20 protein-coding genes are annotated in these 19,795 nt (G+C 51.2%); 10 read left to right on the plus strand and 10 right to left on the minus strand.

Translation table 11 applies throughout. The features are described 5' to 3' along the window. The first annotated feature begins 70 nt into the window (after positions 1 to 70). The 4 genes from CMR03_RS12840 to CMR03_RS12855 are packed head-to-tail and all read left to right on the plus strand — an operon-like array spanning position 71 to position 3,808. Positions 71 to 1,492, plus strand: a complete 1,422-nt coding sequence (locus CMR03_RS12840; RefSeq protein ID WP_063876936.1) for a sodium:solute symporter family protein — start codon at positions 71 to 73, stop codon at positions 1,490 to 1,492. 1 nt (position 1,493) lies between these two features. Further along, complete coding sequence (locus CMR03_RS12845) at positions 1,494 to 2,651, plus strand: sialidase family protein (protein ID WP_096011623.1); 1,158 nt, start codon at positions 1,494 to 1,496, stop codon at positions 2,649 to 2,651. Between the two features lie 4 nt (positions 2,652 to 2,655). Then, the gene (locus CMR03_RS12850; protein WP_096011624.1) at positions 2,656 to 3,126 is read left to right on the plus strand and encodes a NanQ anomerase/TabA/YiaL family protein; all 471 of its coding nucleotides are present in this window, start codon (positions 2,656 to 2,658) and stop codon (positions 3,124 to 3,126) included. Position 3,127: 1 nt separating this feature from the next. Beyond that, positions 3,128 to 3,808: an SDR family NAD(P)-dependent oxidoreductase gene (locus tag CMR03_RS12855; protein WP_096011625.1), complete on the plus strand. Its 681-nt coding sequence runs from the start codon at positions 3,128 to 3,130 to the stop codon at positions 3,806 to 3,808. Between the two features lie 175 nt (positions 3,809 to 3,983). Here the strand turns inward: CMR03_RS12855 and CMR03_RS12860 are convergent, their stop codons facing one another. After that, the gene (locus CMR03_RS12860) at positions 3,984 to 4,385 is read right to left on the minus strand and encodes a cupin domain-containing protein (RefSeq protein ID WP_063876940.1); all 402 of its coding nucleotides are present in this window, start codon (positions 4,383 to 4,385) and stop codon (positions 3,984 to 3,986) included. A gap of 253 nt (positions 4,386 to 4,638) precedes the next feature. On the opposite strand from CMR03_RS12860, the gene CMR03_RS12865 reads away from it, so the two are divergent. Next, on the plus strand, positions 4,639 to 5,436 hold the full coding sequence (locus CMR03_RS12865; RefSeq protein WP_096011626.1) for a MetQ/NlpA family ABC transporter substrate-binding protein: 798 nt from the start codon (positions 4,639 to 4,641) through the stop codon (positions 5,434 to 5,436). A gap of 56 nt (positions 5,437 to 5,492) precedes the next feature. Here CMR03_RS12865 and CMR03_RS12870 read toward each other — a convergent pair whose 3' ends face one another. After that, complete coding sequence (locus CMR03_RS12870) at positions 5,493 to 6,200, minus strand: phage antirepressor KilAC domain-containing protein (protein WP_063876942.1); 708 nt, start codon at positions 6,198 to 6,200, stop codon at positions 5,493 to 5,495. A gap of 432 nt (positions 6,201 to 6,632) precedes the next feature. Here CMR03_RS12870 and CMR03_RS12875 point away from each other — a divergent pair, with 432 nt between their 5' ends. Further along, complete coding sequence (locus CMR03_RS12875) at positions 6,633 to 7,067, plus strand: 6,7-dimethyl-8-ribityllumazine synthase (RefSeq protein ID WP_063876943.1); 435 nt, start codon at positions 6,633 to 6,635, stop codon at positions 7,065 to 7,067. An 87-nt stretch (positions 7,068 to 7,154) separates the two neighbouring features. Further along, positions 7,155 to 7,628, plus strand: coding sequence for a nuclear transport factor 2 family protein (locus tag CMR03_RS12880; RefSeq protein WP_096011627.1), 474 nt, complete (start codon positions 7,155 to 7,157; stop codon positions 7,626 to 7,628). A gap of 257 nt (positions 7,629 to 7,885) precedes the next feature. Here the strand turns inward: CMR03_RS12880 and CMR03_RS12885 are convergent, their stop codons facing one another. The 4 genes from CMR03_RS12885 to budA form a co-directional block, all read right to left on the minus strand. Continuing rightward, complete coding sequence (locus tag CMR03_RS12885; RefSeq protein ID WP_063876945.1) at positions 7,886 to 8,338, minus strand: hypothetical protein; 453 nt, start codon at positions 8,336 to 8,338, stop codon at positions 7,886 to 7,888. A 224-nt stretch (positions 8,339 to 8,562) separates the two neighbouring features. Then, positions 8,563 to 9,336 (minus strand): (S)-acetoin forming diacetyl reductase, encoded by a 774-nt coding sequence (locus CMR03_RS12890; protein WP_096011628.1) that lies wholly within the window; start codon positions 9,334 to 9,336, stop codon positions 8,563 to 8,565. A gap of 31 nt (positions 9,337 to 9,367) precedes the next feature. Beyond that, positions 9,368 to 11,047 carry an acetolactate synthase AlsS gene (gene alsS / locus CMR03_RS12895; protein WP_063876947.1) on the minus strand — a complete coding sequence of 560 codons (1,680 nt, stop codon included), beginning with the start codon at positions 11,045 to 11,047 and terminating at the stop codon, positions 9,368 to 9,370. A 15-nt stretch (positions 11,048 to 11,062) separates the two neighbouring features. After that, positions 11,063 to 11,845: an acetolactate decarboxylase gene (gene budA / locus CMR03_RS12900; protein ID WP_096011629.1), complete on the minus strand. Its 783-nt coding sequence runs from the start codon at positions 11,843 to 11,845 to the stop codon at positions 11,063 to 11,065. A 104-nt stretch (positions 11,846 to 11,949) separates the two neighbouring features. Here budA and CMR03_RS12905 point away from each other — a divergent pair, with 104 nt between their 5' ends. Continuing rightward, the gene (locus CMR03_RS12905) at positions 11,950 to 12,843 is read left to right on the plus strand and encodes a LysR family transcriptional regulator (RefSeq protein ID WP_096011630.1); all 894 of its coding nucleotides are present in this window, start codon (positions 11,950 to 11,952) and stop codon (positions 12,841 to 12,843) included. Positions 12,844 to 13,744: 901 nt separating this feature from the next. Further along, positions 13,745 to 15,019: a Glu/Leu/Phe/Val family dehydrogenase gene (locus CMR03_RS12910; protein WP_063876950.1), complete on the plus strand. Its 1,275-nt coding sequence runs from the start codon at positions 13,745 to 13,747 to the stop codon at positions 15,017 to 15,019. A 61-nt stretch (positions 15,020 to 15,080) separates the two neighbouring features. On the opposite strand, the gene CMR03_RS12915 is transcribed toward CMR03_RS12910, so the two are convergent. Next, positions 15,081 to 17,012, minus strand: a complete 1,932-nt coding sequence (locus tag CMR03_RS12915; protein WP_096011631.1) for a methyl-accepting chemotaxis protein — start codon at positions 17,010 to 17,012, stop codon at positions 15,081 to 15,083. A gap of 159 nt (positions 17,013 to 17,171) precedes the next feature. Here CMR03_RS12915 and CMR03_RS12920 point away from each other — a divergent pair, with 159 nt between their 5' ends. Then, positions 17,172 to 17,510, plus strand: a complete 339-nt coding sequence (locus CMR03_RS12920; protein WP_096011632.1) for a cupin domain-containing protein — start codon at positions 17,172 to 17,174, stop codon at positions 17,508 to 17,510. Between the two features lie 339 nt (positions 17,511 to 17,849). Here the strand turns inward: CMR03_RS12920 and CMR03_RS12925 are convergent, their stop codons facing one another. From CMR03_RS12925 to CMR03_RS12935, 3 genes are all read right to left on the minus strand, one after another. Beyond that, complete coding sequence (locus CMR03_RS12925) at positions 17,850 to 18,176, minus strand: YebG family protein (protein ID WP_063876952.1); 327 nt, start codon at positions 18,174 to 18,176, stop codon at positions 17,850 to 17,852. A gap of 137 nt (positions 18,177 to 18,313) precedes the next feature. Beyond that, positions 18,314 to 19,108, minus strand: coding sequence for an SIR2 family protein (locus CMR03_RS12930; protein WP_063876953.1), 795 nt, complete (start codon positions 19,106 to 19,108; stop codon positions 18,314 to 18,316). After that, a complete protein-coding gene (locus CMR03_RS12935; protein WP_063876954.1) occupies positions 19,105 to 19,665 on the minus strand; it encodes a non-canonical purine NTP pyrophosphatase in 561 nt (186 codons plus the stop codon). The genes CMR03_RS12930 and CMR03_RS12935 overlap by 4 nt, the downstream gene beginning before the upstream one ends. Positions 19,666 to 19,795: the final 130 nt, after the last annotated feature.

A 19,795-nucleotide genomic window follows, 5' to 3' on the forward strand; every position in this document is an offset into this window, starting at 1 on the left:
AAGTAATAAATCGTAAATACAGGGAGTACACCCTGCTCCCCGAATTTATCTTGTTATATCTGAGGCTATAATGAAAACTTTCAACGCTCAGGACACCCTGATAATTATTGGCATTGTGGTGGCTTATATTGTCTTTACCACCTGGCTGACATTCCGATTACGCAGTAAAAACTCTGGCGATTTTATGGAAGGCTCCAGAGCCATGCCAGCCTTTATCGTTGGTATTCTGCTGATGTCAGAATATATAGGCGCAAAATCCACTATTGGGACTGCTCAGGCCGCTTTCGAAGGCGGTATCGCCGCGTCATGGTCTGTTATTGGTGCCGCAATTGGTTTCCCGTTATTTGGTATGCTCCTGGTAAAACGTATTTATAATACCGGCAAGATTACCATTTCAGGTGCTATCGCTGAAAAATACGGTAACAGTACTAAAAATATCATTTCACTGATCATGATTTATGCCCTGCTCCTGGTCAATGTGGGAAATTATGTGAGTGGTGCCGCTGCTATCGCGACGGTATTACACGTCACCTTACCTGTTGCCGCGTTTATTACGGCCGTGGTCAGTACCTTCTATTTTGCGTTTGGTGGTTTGAAAGGGATTGCCTGGGTCACCATGCTGCACAGCGGATTAAAGTATTTTGGTGTGCTGGCCATTTTATGGTTTGCCCTGTCGCAAACGGGCGGCCTCAAGCCAATGATCGACGAAATGCCCGCTTATTACTGGACCTGGGACGGGAATATTGGTGCGTCAACAATCTTTGCCTGGCTCATCGGTACCATTGGTTCGATTTTCTGCACGCAGTTTGTGATTCAGGCCATCTCCTCAACCAAAGATGTTAAGTCTGCGCAGCGTTCAACCTGGATTGCTTTCCTGTTCTGTATGCCGATTGCCCTGGCGATTGCGGTGATCGGCGTGGCCGCTAAGTATCTGCATCCCGACATTAACAGCCTGTATGCAATGCCCGTGTTCCTGCAGGACATGAACCCGTGGCTGGCCGGTCTGGTGACGACCTCGCTGGTTGCCTCCATCTTTGTCAGCGTCAGTACTGTAGCCCTGGCGATTGCCTCACTGGTGGTGAAAGATTTTTATGTGCCTTACTTCAAGCCGTCACCTGAGCAGGAATTTAAAACCACCCGCTGGTTATCGCTGTTAATTGGCTTCCTGCCGCTGATTTTTGTTCTGTTCGTACCGGAAGTCCTGAAGCTCTCTTTCTTTACACGTGCTATTCGTCTGTCTATTACCGTTGTCGCGGTGATTGCTTTCTACGCGCCATTTTACAGAAGTACCCGTGGCGCAAACGCGGGACTGATTGGCGCCTGTGTTGTCACCTCCATCTGGTATCTGTTAGGGGATCCGTTTGGTATTAACAACATGTATATCGCGCTCCTGACGCCTGCGTTAATCATGGCTATTGATCATATGATCCCAAGTAAAGCCAGAACCCAAGCCGCTGAAGACGCAAAAACTGCAGCAAGCAAAGGAGAATAAAATGACTGTAACCGTAATTCGTGATGGCCATGTGAAGCCATGGGAAAAAGATGGCCGAGTGCTGACGGCAATGTTGCCTTCGTCGTGCCCGCAAAACCACGCGGCAAATATTTTGCCGCTTCACGATGGTTCCCTGCTCTGTGTCTGGTTCGGCGGCACGCAGGAAGGGATTGCTGATATCTCCGTCTGGTGCTCGCGCTTGCCGGCGGGAAGTGAGACCTGGAGCGAGGCGGTAAAACTGTCTGACGATCCAACGCGTTCTGAGCAGAACCCTGTGCTGTTTCTCGCGCCCGATAATGTGCTGTGGCTGTTATGGACAGCGCAGGTATCCGGCAATCAGGATACCGCGATTGTCAGATACCGCCAGTCCCGCGATCTGGGTAAAACCTGGGGGCCGATTGACACCCTGTTAGATAAGCCAGGAACGTTCATCCGTCAGCCTATCACCGTGCTTGAGAATGGTAACTGGTTACTGCCCGTCTTCTACTGCCGCACTCAGCCGGGCGAAAAGTGGGTTGGTAATGATGATATCAGCGCGGTGAAAATTTCGTCCGATCAGGGCAAAAGCTGGCGGGATGTGGTGGTGCCGGACAGCCTGGGTTGCGTGCACATGAACATCACCGCCTTAAAGGACGGCTCGCTTGTTGCCCTTTATCGCAGTCGCTGGGCAGATAATATCTATCTCAGCCGCTCAACCGACGGCGGTGAAACCTGGTCAGCGCCTGAAGCCACCGTTCTGCCTAACAACAACTCCTCAATTCAGGTGACAACGCTTCAAAGCGGCGAACTGGCCCTGGTGTTTAACAATATGAGCGCGGCCGGAGCCACGGAACGTCGTGCCTCTTTGTATGATGAGATCGATGATGGTGATGGCAGAAAAGAGCCAGAAACTACCGGCCGTGCCGCATTTTGGGGGGCACCACGCGCGCCCATGACCCTGGCTATTTCGGCTGATGGCGGCAAGAGCTGGCCATGGCAGAAAAACCTGGATGAGGGCGATGGTTACTGCATGACCAATAACTCGCAGGAGAAGCTTAACCGTGAGTTTTCCTATCCAAGTATCAAACAGGATGCTGAAGGCACATTGCATATCGCTTATACGTATTTCCGTCAGGCGATCAAATATGCTCGCGTCACGCCAGAGTGGGTGAAGGAATAGTCAGATGATGATTGGAAACCTGAACGCCCTGCCAATGGCAGGGTTACCGGATAAACTGTTAGCCCTACTCCAGTTACCCGAATGCTCACTTGAGGCATTAGCAGCAAAAGACATCGGTAAGTGGCAACCGGAAAAGGCTGAGTGGTTTTGTAATATCCAGCAGGCCAGCACTCAGGATGCGGCATTACGACATACGGAATATCATCATCTTTGGGCTGATATTCAGGTGATGCTGGAAGGGGAAGAGATGATCAACGCGGGAATGCAGTCGGTGGCCGATGCCGGGGATGAAGAGAAAAAACCCGATTTGTTTATCACCAACCGAAGCGATTTGCCGGTGAGCATTGTGCTAAAAAAAGGAGATTTTGCGGTATTTCTGCCCGGTGAACCGCATCAGGCACTGTGTGCGGTAAACGAACCGATGACGGTCCGCAAAGCGGTATTTAAAGTACCAAAATCTATGTTGGGAGGCTGAGATGCGTCACGCTATCGTCACTGGATACAGCTCCGGAATCGGCAAAGCCATCACACAGCATCTGCTGAGTCATGGCTGGAAAGTGACCGGCCTGAGCAGAACGCAAGGTGAGATGACATCACCGAACCTTGACTGGATTGCCGTTGATTTAACGGACGCCGACCAGCTTAAATCGGCTATCAGCCATCTTGATACGCCGGATGCGCTGATACATGCCGCAGGGATGATAGTGGCCGCACCCTTGGGTGAGCTGGATGGCGCGGCCAGCGCGCGCCTGTGGTCGTTGCACGTTCACGCGGCGGAAGTCCTGGTCAATCACTTTGCGCCAACGATGCAGTCTGGCAGCCGGATCGTCATTATAGGTAGCCGTACCTCCCGGGGTGCCGCTAACCGTTCGCAATATGCCGCAACCAAAGCGGCGCTGGTCGGTATGGTCCGCTCCTGGGGAATGGAGCTGGCACCGCGTAACATTACCGTTAACGTCGTCGCGCCTGGCGCAACAGAAACGCCGATGCTCACCAAACCTGAGCGCGCCGCTTCGGCACCTATGGTGCCCCCGATTGGTCGCTTAATCCGGCCAGAAGAAGTGGCCTCGCTGGTGGGTTATTTACTCAGCGAACTTGCCGCGCCTGTTACCGGTCAGGAACTGGTCATCTGTGGGGGCGCATCGCTGAAAGCCTGAAGTGTGTCGCATAACAACATAAACCAGCCTTTATCGGCTGGTTTTTTTATCCGTCATTACCCTGAATGACGTCATCGACATAGCCTGCTCCCCGAAGGATTTCACGGCCTTGCTCCCTTATGGTTGGGCGGCACCGCGCTGCCAGTGCTCACCGACAACGGCATACCTCTTCCCGTTAAAATTCTTCAGGTTCGCCGGGAAGCGGGTCGGTCAGCTCCATCCCTTTCACCCCCGCATAGGTAATCACCAGCTCGGCAGGCGTGTTCAGCGTAAAGCCGCGATGTGCGCTGTTTACCGTTTCATTTAACGCTTCGCCAGCCTGAAAGGTTTGCTGTTCACCGGTTTCTTTATCCTCAACCACAAGCGTGCCTGACAAGATAAAGCACGCATTCGGCATGGGATGAGTATGCCACGGCAATGAGGTATGGGCCGGAAGGGTCAGGCGCATCACCGTCAGTTCGGGCTCCCCTTGCGGATAGGCTTCAATACGCTGACCGTTCCACGCCTGACTGCTTTTTAATACCTGCACGGCGACGATTTCTGAATCTGATGATTTATCGGGATGATTCCCTGACATGTTTGCTCCTGACAGCGAGTCGGCGATGCCGAAATGAGTGACGTGTTTAAACGTAGCTGATTATTTAGCGTGGTGCGGCCTGACTTCATAATGGATTTTTTCATGCAGAGGTCGTTGAGTCATGGATTATCTTGTGATGATTTTTTAAACAAATCAGGCGTTAATGGTTATATCTTATATCGCCACGTCAGTACGCAAGGCTGAGAATTTGTATTAGGCTTTTGACATCTTTTACTGATGGGAATAGCTACTAATGAAAGGTTTATTTACGGCGCTAATCGCCAGTTCCGTATTATTATTGTCCGCCTGTTCACCTGATAATGATCATAAAGTTAAAGTCGCGATAAACACCGGTCCCGATGAAGCGATCTGGCAGGAAGTGCAAAAAATTGCTAAAGACAAGTATCAGCTGGATGTTGAAGTCCTTAACTTCAACGATTACGTGCTGCCAAACGAAGCGCTCAATAATAAAGAAGTGGATGCCAACGCGTTTCAAAGTCTTCCTTACCTTGAAGAACAATCCAAAGAGCGTGGCTACAAATTTGCCGTCGTAGGTAAAACCTTTGTCTTCCCCATCGCTGCTTATTCTCACAAAATTAAAAACATCAGTGAACTTAAAGATGGCGATACCATCACCCTTTCTAATGAAGCCACGACGCTGGGCCGCAGTCTGCTGCTGTTGCAGGCGCAGGGCTTGATTAAGCTCAAAGAGGGCGTTGGTTACTTGCCCACCTCGCTGGATATTACTGAGAACCCTAAGCACCTGAAGCTGGTTGAAGTTGATACGCCGCAGTTAACCCGTACTCTCGACGACCCGAACGTCACACTTTCAATTATTAATACCAACTTCTCTGCTCAGGCGGGCCTGTCAGCCCATCGCGACGGATTGTTTATGGAGAGCGCCTCATCGCCTTACGTCAATGCGCTGGTATCACGCCAGGACAATAAAGACAGCGATAAGATTCAAAAGCTGAAGTCTGCTTTACAGTCTCCAGAAGTCGCGGCTAAGGCTGAAGAAGTCTACAAAGGTGATGCTATTAAGGGCTGGTAAACAGCCTGCCGGAGCAGGCCGCTTAATCGGCGGCCTGTTAACAACACCGGCAAGCGCTAAGCCGCCGCACCTTTGGTTTGTGTCGACAGATGCCCGGCCCACAGGTGGGCAATCCACCTGACGCCTTTAGCAGTAAAACGCGCCTGAGAGAAAGCATGCTGATTATCCGCCGTGCCTGAATGCAGCGTAAAGTAACCCGCCTGAAGATGATAATGTTGAGGCGTCAGGGTTCCCTTGTCACGGAACATGATATTACGCTCCAGCAGGAACTGACGGAAATCAGCCTCTTTGGCTTTCAGCATTTTACACAGCTGGCGAAAACCCAGAGAGGTTTCGACGTTAACAAAGTCGTCAAAAAAAGCGGCTTTAGGTGCTGACTCCGCCAACTGTTTCTCTGCGGCCCGCCGCTGTTCAAACTGTTCAGCCCAGGCACGCGCCGCTTCAGCGGGATTGGTGAAGTCAGGCAGATGAATGCGTTCTTCCAGGGCTTGCCAACGGTCAAGCGCATCGGCAGTAAAACCGGGCGAAAGCCGGGCGACGGCAAGCAGGGAGTCGCGTTTATTCAGGCAGAACTCCTGACGCATCTCACCCTGGCGCTCATAGAGATTGACTAAAAGCGGCTGGGACAGGCGCTGCGCCGTTTCAAGGCTTTTGATTAAACGTTTGACTTCACCGTGCGTGTTCCCGGTCATTTGGGCAATTTCACGGCTGGTCATGGTAATGGCATGATCCGTTGCTTTGAAGATTTCTGTCGACATCATCATGGGCTTTACCCCCTAATCATTCCAGACAACACCCAACGGGCAGTGGAATAATTATACAATTACCTGTTTAAATATCCAGTAGTATTTTTAAGCAGACACATAAGTGGAAAGCGTTACGCAAAAAGGGCGTTACGACATCGCTGTTAAGGCTGCTGCAAAAGCACCCCTTGCTGCACTAAGCCCCTGGCTATTGCAACAGTGGATGGCTGTAAAAGCTCATTAAAGGTAAGCAGGGTTTATTGACATCAGCTTATAATGTCGCCCTTACGTTAGTGACTTCACCTGCATTCCGCCCTCAGGCGGCTAGGTTTATTAAGAAGTGCTGAGCGAATCTGTCGTGCTGCTCATCAGACAGCTTTATTTTTTATTTGGGAGAAGGCGATCGTTTTGCGATTTCACGGGAGCCGGATGTCACGTTTACTGGAGTAAGTTATGCAACCGTTAAGAGTCGCCTTTATCAAGGCAAACTGGCACAGCGACATTGTTTCTCAAACCCTGGTTGGCTTTAATCAGGAAATGGAGAACAGTGGCACGCCTTACGCGATCAAAACCTGGGATGTGCCTGGTGCCTTTGAAATGCCGTTACTGGCACAGCGCCTGGCGCAAACAGGTCAGTTTGACGCCATCGTCTGTGCGGCATTGGTGGTAGATGGTGGAATTTACCGCCACGACTTTGTTGCTCAGGCCGTGGTCAGTGGCTTAATGCAGGCACAGCTTGCAACGAATGTGCCGGTATTTTCTGTCTCACTGACGCCACATAATTTTCAGCCTTCCGACGACTTCATTGATTTCTACACGGCGCATTTCGTGAAAAAAGGGAAAGAAGCAGCACGCGCGGTCTGTCAGGTTCACGCCATTTCGCTCTAAAACAGGCGCTATTTCGTCAGCCCCGCTATTCAGCCGGCACCCTGCTTTTGTGGTGCCGCTGAGTCTGTCAGGATTTCAGGAGACCCAATGGAAGCACAACGTCAGCCGTTACCGCCGTTTACCGATGTACAGGATGCGATAAAGAAAGTTCGCCTGGCAGAAGACGCCTGGAACAGCCGCGATCCGGAACGCGTTTCTCTGGCCTATTCACCCGACAGCGCATGGCGCAACCGAGATACCTTCATCACGGGCCGGGCCGAAATCGTGACATTTTTACAAGACAAATGGCAACGCGAAGCCGAGTATCGGTTGATTAAAGAGTTATGGAGCTTTCACGCGAATCGTATTGCCGTGCGTTTTGCCTATGAGTGGCACGACAGCCAGGCCAACTGGTTCCGCTCCTACGGCAATGAGAACTGGGAGTTTGATGAGAATGGTTTCATGGTGAAACGTTATGCCAGCATTAACGATGTAGCTATTACCGACAGTCAGCGACTGTTTCACTGGCCTCAGGGCCGTCGGCCGGACGATCATCCTTCACTCAGCGAGTTGGGGCTTTAGCCACGCATCCCTGAGCCGTTTCTGTTATCCGGTACGCCATATGAGCAGATTATTCTCTTTAAAAAGAGAACAATCGTCGTCACAGGGCGGTCTGATGCAGACGATAAGAACGGTTACAGAATGAGGTGGCCAGAAGCGCTGGAAGCGGTTGCTGAGCGATCAGCATGATGACGACAGCAACCTGAAATTATCTGTCTTCATGCAAACATCAGGCTTCTGCTGGGTGCCCTAAGCTCTCTCTGCCCCTCAAGATTAAATCAGCCCTGTTCCTGCTCTTGCGGCTGTGGTTGCGGCTGTTCAGTCTGTTTTGGCTGTTCAACAAACGTCGCCTTATTACGGGTCACCGTGTAAGCCACTTTTTTGACATCATCAGGTGACGTTGTCACCTCAAGTGGATCGATAGTCACGCGGCCCAGGCCAAACAGCGTGCGCACATAGCCACCGACTTCGTGTTTACCCGCAGCAACATGAACAATCTTGCTTTCACCATTTGGCAGTTCGCCTGCATCTTTGCCATCTACCGTCAGATAAATATGCGATCCGTCATCAGCACGCGTAATGACATGTGAAACATCAATCTGCGTTGGACCGGTTGTAAAATCATCGGCAGCAACGGCAGCATCAGCAGTGGTATTGGCGGCAGGATGTTTAGCACATCCGGCTAATGTGGTGGCGACCGCGAGTGCGGCAAAAAGATTACGATAACGCATTATAGCTGTCTGACTCCCTGGCAAATGAGCGCATCATTTTAGCGGTTTCAGCGCATGATGGAAGCCCGCAAACGCTCGGTATGCTCTTAAAATTGTCAGTAAACTATGGGAAAGGTAACCAGAGTGGTCATGGCAGGATAAATCACGGCAGCAAAGCGCGTTTCGGGCTGAGGCTCGTGTGGACTACGGGCAGTCTGGCGCACTGGCGCCAGACTTTTATCCGATCAGCTAAACACCATGCCACCGTCGACCAGTAACGACTGTCCGGTGATGTAATCAGAGTCCGGGCCGGCAAGAAAGGCGACACAGGCTGCGACATCTTCGGGTTCTGATAACCGACCAAGCGTGATTCTTTTCGCAAACTCCTGAGTCCCATAACCCACGGGTTTGCCTGCCGCTTCGGAAATCTGCCTGTCGATTTCCGCCCACATCGGTGTTTTAACAATACCAGGACAAAAGCCATTCACGGTGATCCCCACCGGTGCCAGATCCCGTGCGGCAGTTTGTGTCAGGCCCCGAACAGCAAACTTGCTTGAGCTGTAAACTGCCAGCTCGGGATTGCCGACATGCCCGGCCTGAGAACAGGCGTTAATGATTTTCCCACCGTGCCCTTCCGATGCGAACGCTTTTACCGCCGCCTGAATGCCCCAAATCACACCTTTGACGTTAACGTTGTAAACCTTGTCGATGACGTCTTCGGTGATTTCATCAATCGGCGTGGAGGGTGCGACACCCGCGTTATTGACGATGACGTTAAAATCACCCAAAACGCGGCGTGCTTCTTCTACCGCATGAAACACCTGATCCCGTTTTGACACATCAACCTTGATGGCCAGCGCACGGCTGCCTTCTTTTTCGATCTTTTCTGCGACCCGTGAAGCGGTTTCGATATTGAAATCAGCCACTGCAACCGCAAAACCGTCTTTAGCCAGACGTAAGGCAATGGCTTCACCAATGCCCTGACCCGCACCTGTAACAAGCGCAACTCGTTTTTTCATCATCGTTTCCTTATTCCATTTTCCATTGAAATCAAAGCAACTGACTGAGGTGTAGCTGACCCATCAGCAAATGGTTATCGGCATAATCCACTGGCACCGCCACCACAGCCGGCCCCTGCACATCCATCGCTTTGCGTAACGTTGGCTCAAGTTCAGATGCACTGTTCACCGCGAACCCTGCTGCACCGAATGCCTCTGCATAAGCTTTAAAGTCGATTGGGCCAAAGTTCACCCCTGAAACACGCTGGTATTTCTTCTCTTCCTGCATCGCCACCATGTTGTAAGCATTATCGACCCAGACAATGTGCAAAATATTCGCTTTCAGCCTGACCGCGGTTTCCAGCTCCATGCTTGATTGCAGGAAGCCGCCGTCTCCCGAAACCGAGACGACCTTGCGCTGTGGATCGACCAGCCAGGCGCCGATCGCCCAGGGTAGAGCAACGCCCATGGTTTGCTGTCCGTTGGAGATCATGATTTGCCGTGCACGGAAACTGTAGAGATAGCGGGCAATCCAGATATGGAAGCTTCCCATATCGACGGTCAGACTGACATCGCTGTTAATAATGTCCTGCATCGCGCGAACGATGCGCAGTGGATGAAGGGCAAACTGATTGAGGCTTGCCCCCTGCAAGGCAAGTAACTGCCGCTGTTGCTGACGATCGTCCAGTACGCTTGCAGCTTCATGGCTGAGTTGTAAAGGATGGGTGATACGTTCAGCCAGTTTACGCAGAGTCTCGGCAATGTTGCCGACCAGTTCCGCATCAGGCAGGTAGCGGTTATCCGTTTCTGCGGGCACCACATCAATGTGGACTAACGTCGCATTACCGCTGTTCCACATCGCTGGCTCATATTCAACCGGGCTGTAACCGATGGTAATAATCAGGTCCGCCTGTTGCAGCAGCTTGTCACCGGCCTGGTTGTTGAAAAGCCCAACGCGACCGGCAAAACGGGAAAAGTGTTCCTGGCGAATGGCACCTGCGGCCTGATAGGTACTGGTGACCGGAATATGGCTGCGGTTTAACAGATCGTGAATCGCCTCACTGTTCTCAGGCTGGCTGGCCATCAGGCCCAGTAAAATGACCGGGTTTTTCGCGTTGGCGATTTCACGGCTGACCGCATCAATCATGATGTCAGGTGCCGCGCCCAAGGTGATGCGGCCTTTACTGGTGAGCACTTTACCCGTTACCGGCTGATCAACAATATCCTGCGGCAGGCTGACAAATGCACCGCCGCCGCGTCCATGCTCTGCATGACGGAACGCGTTCGACACGCATTCCGCCAGCGCAGAAGAATCCGTCACTTCGACCGCATATTTTGTCACCGGGCGAAACATGGAGACGGTATCCAGGCTCTGGTGAACCTGCTTGGCGCTGTCGGAACGTTTGACCGCGCCGCCAATGGCCACCACCGGATCGCCTTCACTGGTGGCGGTAGCCATACCGGTGACCAGGTTTGAACAGCCAGGACCGGATGTCACCAGCGCCACGCCCGCATTACCCGTCAGTCGGCCCACCGCAGCGGCCATAAAAGCCGCATTGGCCTCATGCCGCACGGGGATTGTTTGAATAGTCGAATCCAGCAGAGAATCAAACACTTTATCGATTTTTGCCCCTGGAATGCCAAACACATGGCTGACGCCCTGCGCTTCAAGTTGTGCGACAACCAGGTCGGCACCGCAGGTCCAGAGATTCGTATCAGAGAGAGTTTTCATATTCAGACCTCGTCATTAGCTTTCGACAGAACGGATTGCGTCATCCAGGTTTTCTGGCGTCAGGTTGGCATTAAGAAAGTCGCTGTTTTCTGGCAAATCGATGACCAGTTTGCTGATGGCACCAAAGGTCAGCGTGCCCTGCTCCAGCACATAATCCAGGATATGGCCGCCACCGGTTCTGTCGTCTGTGATGAAATGTTCGTGATAGCCCGCAACATTGATACCTTGCATGTACTGCGGCGTGCGGAAACCAATGAGTTCACCGCTGCGGTGGGTGAATTCAAATACGGGTTGATTGCCCAGGACTTCAGGCATCGATCGATAGGGGCGGCACTGGCACGGAACGGTACGCGTCTGGACTGACGAAAAATGTCCACTTACACGCAGTGCACAAAACTGATTATCTGACGTGATTTCACTGTCAATAAGCTGATGCAGCTCATCGCGTTGCACCGCACGTTCAAAGACATGTTTATGCTGCGGCTGAAAAAAGGTCATTACCGCAAAGGGGGTTTTCTGATCGGGATCGGCAGGCCGGGCACTGCCATCGGCGCGCAGCTGATAAACGTTGCTGTCAAAAGCAATCAGTTCGCCATCCAGCTGATTAAAGGTTCCCAGGCCAAAATCGCCTTTACGCAATAAGTCCGCAATTCTGGTTTCACCATCATAAACCCCACTCAGTAGCGCACTCATCAGAGAGGTTTGATACATAACGCTTTCTGGCATGTTTTTCTGCAGTCTCTGGACAGTATCTTTTAGTTGATCCTCGCAGGAACAATCAGTTACAAAATTGCTCATCGGATGCCTCATAGGTTAACTGTTAAGCCGTGTTAACATAATGGTGGCCCTGTTTGATGACAGAATCCAATAGCAAAACCTGTTAACTTTGAGACGTTTTTAATATGGAACTGCGCCACCTTCGTTATTTTGTTGCTGTCGCACAGACGCTGCATTTCACCCGCGCGGCCGAACTGCTTGGCATTTCGCAGCCACCGTTGAGCCAGCAAATTCAGCGACTGGAGCATGAAATCGGTACACCGCTGTTGAAACGGCTGACGCGCGGCGTGGAACTGACGGATGCAGGAAAAACGTTTTTGACGGATGCGATTGAAATCATTCAACTCGCCGATCATGCGCTGGAGAAGGCGAAAGGTGTTGCCCGGGGAATTAGCGGCAAAATGTCGCTGGGCTTTGCCAGTTCGGTGGCGTTTAATCCTCGCGTCTTTGAGATTATACGGCGGTTTAAAGGGCGTTATCCCGCGCTGGAATTAATGACACGGGAAGAGAATATGTCATTACTTATTCAGGATCTGCAGGAAGGATTACTGGACGCGGCCTTTATTCGTCTCCCCTGCGAAAGCAGTAAGCCCTTTAATTTACGCGTTATTTCTACCGAACGGATGGTGCTGGCCTTACCGGCGGCGCATCGCCTGCAGCAAAATCCCTGTATTGCCTTGAGTGAGCTGGCGCAGGAAACCTTAATTATTTTCCCGCGCGACGTTTCACCCAGCCTTTATGAGCTTATCGTCAGTGCCTGTTTACGCGCGGGTTTCACCCCTTCGTCTTTCCAGCAGGCGCCGCAAATCAGTTCTTCTCTTGGCATGGTGGGCGCAGGTTGCGGTATCGCGCTTATCCCGGAATCGATGGTTTGCGTTCAGAATCCACAGGTGTGCTTTCGCGAAATTGAAAATAATACCCTGTTCACAGATGTTGCTTTTGCATGGCGACGTAATCATACATCCAAAGCGGTCAACCACCTGTTGTCTCTGATGGCCGAGGGCGAAAAAACAGGCTGATGGAGGCGTTAACAGAGCGCCAGCTTGCTGGTTAACCATCCCTGAATACAGGCGGATAGCGTTGTCTTTATCCGTTTAAACATATTAGTGAACCCGGATGAAAACACCATTAGCAATATCACTCTGTTTTATCTTCCCGGTCGTTTTTGCGCATTGCGCAATTTTCAGCAGAGACGGTCGCGGGCATTCTTTTACGAAACATAAATTCCTACCGCTTTATTAAAAACGCAGGATGTGCAGGTCACACATTATTTAACGCATGAACAAAGAGTGCGCTGTGCGGGTATTTATGCCGGTTTGGTATGGATCGCTGCAAACAGGCTGAGGCACCGCGTAGTCTTCACTGCCGGCGTAAACCGTGCACAGCCAGGACAACGCCGCGCGTCAGCAAGATTCATTTTTAACGTTAAAACCTGTATTCCAGTTCAGGTAAAGAGAACCTTCGCCCTGTCCTGCGCTTAATGTAAAAGGGTGCGCTGGAGACTTAATTGAATAGATGACGGCGTAAAACAAATCACGTTGTGTTATTCATGCGCCTCTTCGCATTAGCGAAACAACGCTTCGCATTACTTTTATTTATGCACCTTACTGGTGCAACAAAGTCAATATCATTTGAAACAATTCCTTAACTTTTTGACCCTCTTCAAAGAACTGATAAATCGTCAAATTTTTAATTTATGCATTAATTATGCGTTCTTTATGCACAAAACAGCCGACCTTAAGGCAGGTAATGGGCGTTATTATTCACTCTTATTCACCAGGAATCGATATAGCATGGGGATAATCCCTGCCTGGTCGACATCAAATTTTTTCTGGTGGTGATAAATTATGTCGGCGCGCTCAAGCGCGTGTCGTTTCCACGGTTCAACACAATAAATAACTTCGATAAGAAAGGTTTTGTATGGATAAGTTATCTTACGCGTCTGACAGTAGTACTTCAGCCTGGTCCACCTACCTACAACAAATCGATCGCGTTGCGCCTTATTTAGGCGACCTCACTCGCTGGATTGACACTTTACGTCATCCTAAACGTGCATTAATCGTTGATATTCCTTTGCAAATGGATGACGGCTCTATTCGCCATTTTGAGGGTTATCGTGTTCAGCACAACCTGTCACGCGGTCCGGGCAAAGGCGGCATTCGCTATCATCCCGATGTCGATTTAAATGAAGTGATGGCCCTTTCAGCCTGGATGACCATCAAATGTGCCGCCGTCAATCTGCCCTATGGTGGCGCAAAAGGCGGCATTCGCGTTGATCCGTTCAAATTGTCTGAAGGCGAGCTTGAGCGATTAACACGCCGCTATACCAGTGAAATTGGCATCATCATTGGGCCACAGAAAGATATTCCGGCACCGGATGTGGGCACCAACGGTAAAGTCATGGCCTGGATGATGGACACCTATTCTATGAATCTCGGCACCACCGTGACCGGCGTGGTCACAGGCAAACCTATTCACCTGGGCGGCTCTCTGGGTCGTGAAAAAGCCACAGGTCGCGGTGTATTTGTCACAGGCCGTGAAGTAGCAGGCCGTGCAGGTATTCCAATTGAAGGCGCACGCGTTGCCGTACAGGGCTTTGGTAACGTAGGCAGTGAGGCCGCGCGGTTGTTCAGCCAGGCCGGTGCACGCGTGGTGGTGATTCAGGATCATACCGCTACGCTGTTCAATGCCGACGGTATTGATATGGATGCGCTGACGCAATGGCAGATTGAACACAAGCAGATTGCAGGCTTTACGGGCGCGCAAAGCATTGAGAAAGACGCCTTCTGGCACACGGAAATGGATATTCTGATTCCTGCCGCCCTTGAAGGTCAAATTACCCGTGAACGTGCGGAGATTCTGAGTTGTAAGCTGGTGCTTGAAGGCGCTAATGGCCCGACCTATCCGGACGCCGATGATGTTCTGGCCAACCGCGGTGTGATTGTGGTGCCCGACGTTATCTGTAACGCCGGTGGGGTAACCGTCAGTTACTTCGAATGGGTGCAGGATATGGCCAGCTTCTTCTGGAGCGAAGACGAAATTAACAAACGTTCAGACAAGATCATGACGGAAGCCATGGTTCACGTTTGGGAAAAAGCAAAAGAGAAGGACTGCTCTCTGCGTACCGCAGCCTATATCGTCGCCTGTGAACGTATTCTCATGGCACGTAAAGATCGCGGTATCTATCCAGGCTAATCCCCTCTAATAAAACAACCCGCAGCGCGCGGGTTGTTTTTATTTTCCGTTTTGCCCGATATCAACGGAACTGTTCTACCGTTTGCGCCAGCTGCTGGGCCTGGTCTTCAAGTGAACTGGCTGCCGCGGACATCTGCTGTACCAGTGCGGCGTTCTGCTGTGTCGTGCCGTCCATCTCGTTAACCGCGATCGTGACCTGACCGATACCGCGCGCCTGTTCATCTGAGGCCGACACAATCTCATCAATAATACTTTGCACAGAAGAGACAGCCTTCGTCATCTCGTGCATCGTTTTCCCCGCCTCGTTGACCAGTTTCACACCGCTTTGTACGCGAACGCTGGATTCTTCAATAAGGGCCGCGATATCTTTAACCGCGCTCGCACTGCGTTGCGCAAGATTACGAACCTCCGAGGCAACGACAGCAAATCCACGGCCCTGCTCGCCGGCACGCGCCGCCTCGACCGCCGCGTTGAGCGCAAGGATGTTAGTCTGGAAGGCAATGCTGTTGATCATGGTCGTAATATCACCAATCTTCTTCGAACTGTCATCGATCTGCGACATGGTTTGCACCACTTGCCCAACCAGCGTTTCACCCCGGCTGGCGATAGAGGTAGCATTTTCGGTCAGATTGGTGGCTTGCTGCGCATTGTCGGCGTTCAGCCGAACCGTTGCACTGATTTGCTCCATGCTGGCCGCGGTTTCTTCCAGGGCTGCCGCCTGTTGTTCGGTGCGCGATGCCAGATCGAGGTTACCACTGGCGATCTCGCTTGCACCTTCTCGTACCGATGCGCTGGCATCTTTAATCTGACCCACAATAGATTGCAGTTGACGTTGCATCGTATGCAGAGCATAAAACAGGCTGGCATTGTCGCCGGGTGCCACCGTGATGGCGTTACTCAGCTTACCGTCCGCAACGGCCAGCGCGATTCTGGCCGCTTCGGCTGGCTCACCGCCGAGCGGGCGCATCACTTTGCGATTGAACAATAACCCCAGGACAGCCCCAACCAGCAGAATGCTCACCAGCATCAGTCCGATGGCCCAGTAGCGTTGCCGATTCGCCGCCGCCATCACCTGACTGACCGGTGCCACAATGCCGACGTACCAGGGCTTATCGCTGTTACCCACCGTTACCGGGTACCAGGTGTACATGGCCTTCTCACCCAGCAACGGATCGTCATGCTCCACGATCTGTTGAGTGAAATTGTCTTTCTCACCTTTCCAGGCTTTACCAGCCTCATCTTTATCTGGTGAGGAAACCACTTTACCGCTATTAGAAAGCAGTAACGCATAGCCAGTACCCTGCCACGGCTTAATCTGATTCACTTTCTTTTGTAACGAGGCCAGGGATATATCGGAAGTAACGACCGCGTAGAGTTTGCCCTGATCGATAATGGGCGAGGCCACCGAGGTCAACAACGTCGGCACGCCGTTATAGGCATAACTGTAGGGTTCAATCAGCGTGTCTTTCTTTGTCTGCTGCGGCACCAGATAATAATCGCCCTGGCCCGGCGTCAAAAAAGAAAGTAACGGATGCATAGAATAATTACCGGACTGATCGCGGTCGACAAACCAGGCATATCGCCCCTGAGGCGCCTGCCCTTTCTGAGTGGCAAAATCTGCGTCCCGACCATCAAAAGCATTGGGTTCAAAAATAACGGACATGGAGAGATAGTCAGGGTTGGCCCTGAGTGTATATTCCATGATTTTGTCGGCAATTTTACGATCGTTAACGCCCGCTTTCGGTAATGCGATAAGGCTTTGCCCTAAGCTGTGCGCCATATTAAGGGCATAACTCAGCTCTTGCTGAATTTGCAGTCCACGACTTTGCGCAATCTGCTGCAGATATTTTTCCGCCAGCGTTTTTTGTTCTTTCGCCGACTGCCAGCTCAGAACACCAATTGTGACGGTAAATCCAAGCGTGATGGTTAAGCCGCCCGCCAGCAGCATCTGCGTGCGGGTACTCATCGTTTTTTTTACGGGTTGAGTGGTCATACTGATTCCCCTGGAATATACCGGCTAAATTGACCACCCTGTCAGATACAATCTGTCGTGTCCCTGGAAGAACTATCGGCGTGTCATAAATGAACTTTAATAAGATTGATGCATACCCGCGCCGGATCACATAGCCCGTCGAACGTAACGTGAGGAAGTATGATTTCAAAAGACAACGCGGAACATTATGTGTGGGGAAATAACTGTGATGGCTGGCATTTTGTGAAAAGCCAGGATCTGAGCATTATTTATGAGCATATGCCGCCCGCCACCTCTGAAACACGGCACGTTCACAGCCGCGCCCGTCAGTTCTTTTTTATCCTTGAGGGCCAGCTGACGATGGAAATTGAGGGCGTTGTACATTGCCTGCAGGCTCAGCAGGGGATTGAAATTCCGCCGGGAGCCCGTCACCAGGCACGAAACGACAGCAGTGACAGCGTCACTTTTTTAGTCATCTCCCAGCCTACCACGCGAGGCGATCGCACAGATTTAACCTGAGTTACTGACGGGAAATGCGCATCAATCCATTACTAATATCGATAGTATTGATGTGAAACAATACCGCATCAGGAATAATATGTCAGTTTATGTCACCCCTTTGACAGGACATACCTGAACCGGAAATTCACCATGCTTAACAAACCAGGCAGGTTTCATGGCTATGCGCTTTGCCTGACGTGCATTGCCAGATATCTTCATCACTATGCTTTTGCCGTGACGCACTTGATACGCTAATGACTGACATACAAAACATTTTTGCGGAAGTGAGTTACGAATGATATCAGAACGCGAGAGACGTAAAGCGGTACGCTGGAAGCTGACTTCCAGCGTAAAGGATCAGGCGGCTTTAACGGCACGCACCTTTTTGTCGTTTTGAGCAGGAGAATCAGCATCCGCAACATCCGTTGCGCTGTCGACCGTTACGGACTCGGGTAACTTACTGGTGCGAAGGATATGTTGCACCGCCTCTTTTTGTTCTGCCAGCAACAAGCCTAATGATTCAGCCTGCGATTCGTCCATATCAGCCTGATGCGTCAGCAGCCAGTCGGTGAAGGCTTCCGCCATATCCAGCATCTTGTCGTAGGCATCAGCCTCTTTTTTATTGGCAAATGTCATCTTCTCTTCACCTTTTCTGACCACTACAAATTTTGTTTCGACAGCCATAGTTTTTGCCCTCAGGTACTGTGTATTTATACAGTCTATCACAGTAGTCCGCGTTTTCCAGAGAAGAATAAACACAACCGCTAAGACGGAGGTCGTCCGCCGTTTTTACCGCGCACCGGTTGAACTGGTCTCGGTTATCAAGCCAGTAGCTCTTCCATAAAGTCAGCCAGGGCTTTGCGGGGATCGTCCTCTTCTGACACGATCATTTCGATGCCCCACTGACCCAAGACCTCTTTTGCCACCGGGTTATTGCGATTAGTAAAGAGGTAGGACTTAGGGCGTGCGGTGGCCAGCCCAGTGCGTCCCCACATTTTCGTCAGGCGATAAAACAACAGACGAATATTAAAATCACTGATGCTGTAACCCACAAATAATACGGAATTGCCCATCACATCATGCGTCAGCTTGATATCCAGTGGCGAATCAAAGTAGAGGCGCTCAAAATAGCTACTTTCATCTAAAACAATGGAGGTATCGTCGTCGAAATCACCATGAAGTTTGATGATATGGCGCTTATCTTCCGTTAATGAGACCAAGTCAGCCGCGTTAGCCACTTTAAAATAGGGTACGCCGTGCGCCTCGTGCGCAGCCTCTAACCACCGGTCATAGTTGGTGGTATAAATACGGGAGAAATTGCCCTGAGTAATCATGGTATGAATTTCAGAGCTACGGACATCGATATCCGGCCGATGCCATTCGCGGTCCATCCAACTTCTTAACGGGCCAAGCGATCCTTTTTTCTGCTTGTAGTACTCCGCCAGAGAGAGATGCGTCCCATAGGTATTAAAAATCTTGGGATCGTAACCCAGCTCGTTAGCCAGATGGGCGATGAGTTCATGCCATTCCGGCAGGCCGAGATTGCGGGAAAGGCCCGCACCGGCAAACAGTATCAGCTTACCGGAATCATAAGCCCGTTTTAGTTCAGGTTTCATGCCACGCCTCGTGCGGTTTTCAGGAAGGACGCGAAGCGGTCCAGCGCAATGCGACGGTTTGAAATTTCGTTTTTCTTGTCGCCCATCTCAGCAAAGGTTTGGTCGTAACCTTCGGGGATAAAGACGCAATCCCACTGAAATCCCCGGGGACCCGCAGGCTTTGGCGCTATCGTCCCACGCAATTCACCGTAAAACTGATACATTTTGCGCCCATCACAATAGCCAAGTACCGTTTTGGCCGTGACACCCTGGCTGTCCAGCCCGTTAACCAGGGAGGCAAAACGGTCGGCATCCAGTCGGTTCCAGAAAATACGCGTCAGACCGGCTGGCAGGCCATTCAGACCATCCAGATAAAGCCCGGTATGCTCTACGAAAAGAGGACGTCCTATAATAGAAAAAGCTTTGGTCAGCTTATCGCGGACTAAATCCAGCTCGTTCTCCGTTTGAATTTCTTCTATGCGACGTGCGATCGGTAATACTTCTACGCCCACTGGCTCCAGTATTCCGCGAACCTCTGCCAGTTTTTGTTCATTGGCCGAAAGGAATCTGATTTTCATACTTCTTCCAGGTTAATTAGTTTGCCTCAAACAGCACCATGATAGCGGCAGAACACAGGGTTAACGCTGGTCAGTGTAGCGCAAATCCGGGGCTTTCTGACGTGAAGATTGCATCAAAACGTGATGGATC

The sequence above is a fragment of the Pantoea allii genome, assembly GCF_002307475.1.
Classification (GTDB): Bacteria; Pseudomonadota; Gammaproteobacteria; order Enterobacterales; family Enterobacteriaceae; genus Pantoea; species Pantoea allii.

Coding starts and splice junctions, on each gene's coding strand:
- CMR03_RS12860 (WP_063876940.1), bottom strand. CDS start 4,385: ATGTCAGGGAATCATCCCGATAAATCATCAGATTCAGAAATCGTCGCC.
- CMR03_RS12865 (WP_096011626.1), top strand. CDS start 4,639: ATGAAAGGTTTATTTACGGCGCTAATCGCCAGTTCCGTATTATTATTG.
- CMR03_RS12855 (WP_096011625.1), top strand. CDS start 3,128: ATGCGTCACGCTATCGTCACTGGATACAGCTCCGGAATCGGCAAAGCC.
- CMR03_RS12845 (WP_096011623.1), top strand. CDS start 1,494: ATGACTGTAACCGTAATTCGTGATGGCCATGTGAAGCCATGGGAAAAA.
- alsS (WP_063876947.1), bottom strand. CDS start 11,047: ATGAAAACTCTCTCTGATACGAATCTCTGGACCTGCGGTGCCGACCTG.
- CMR03_RS12925 (WP_063876952.1), bottom strand. CDS start 18,176: ATGGCTGTCGAAACAAAATTTGTAGTGGTCAGAAAAGGTGAAGAGAAG.
- CMR03_RS12920 (WP_096011632.1), top strand. CDS start 17,172: ATGATTTCAAAAGACAACGCGGAACATTATGTGTGGGGAAATAACTGT.
- CMR03_RS12915 (WP_096011631.1), bottom strand. CDS start 17,012: ATGACCACTCAACCCGTAAAAAAAACGATGAGTACCCGCACGCAGATG.
- CMR03_RS12870 (WP_063876942.1), bottom strand. CDS start 6,200: ATGATGATGTCGACAGAAATCTTCAAAGCAACGGATCATGCCATTACC.
- CMR03_RS12910 (WP_063876950.1), top strand. CDS start 13,745: ATGGATAAGTTATCTTACGCGTCTGACAGTAGTACTTCAGCCTGGTCC.
- CMR03_RS12875 (WP_063876943.1), top strand. CDS start 6,633: ATGCAACCGTTAAGAGTCGCCTTTATCAAGGCAAACTGGCACAGCGAC.
- CMR03_RS12840 (WP_063876936.1), top strand. CDS start 71: ATGAAAACTTTCAACGCTCAGGACACCCTGATAATTATTGGCATTGTG.
- CMR03_RS12935 (WP_063876954.1), bottom strand. CDS start 19,665: ATGAAAATCAGATTCCTTTCGGCCAATGAACAAAAACTGGCAGAGGTT.
- CMR03_RS12905 (WP_096011630.1), top strand. CDS start 11,950: ATGGAACTGCGCCACCTTCGTTATTTTGTTGCTGTCGCACAGACGCTG.
- CMR03_RS12890 (WP_096011628.1), bottom strand. CDS start 9,336: ATGAAAAAACGAGTTGCGCTTGTTACAGGTGCGGGTCAGGGCATTGGT.
- CMR03_RS12885 (WP_063876945.1), bottom strand. CDS start 8,338: ATGCGTTATCGTAATCTTTTTGCCGCACTCGCGGTCGCCACCACATTA.
- CMR03_RS12850 (WP_096011624.1), top strand. CDS start 2,656: ATGATGATTGGAAACCTGAACGCCCTGCCAATGGCAGGGTTACCGGAT.
- CMR03_RS12930 (WP_063876953.1), bottom strand. CDS start 19,108: ATGAAACCTGAACTAAAACGGGCTTATGATTCCGGTAAGCTGATACTG.
- budA (WP_096011629.1), bottom strand. CDS start 11,845: ATGAGCAATTTTGTAACTGATTGTTCCTGCGAGGATCAACTAAAAGAT.
- CMR03_RS12880 (WP_096011627.1), top strand. CDS start 7,155: ATGGAAGCACAACGTCAGCCGTTACCGCCGTTTACCGATGTACAGGAT.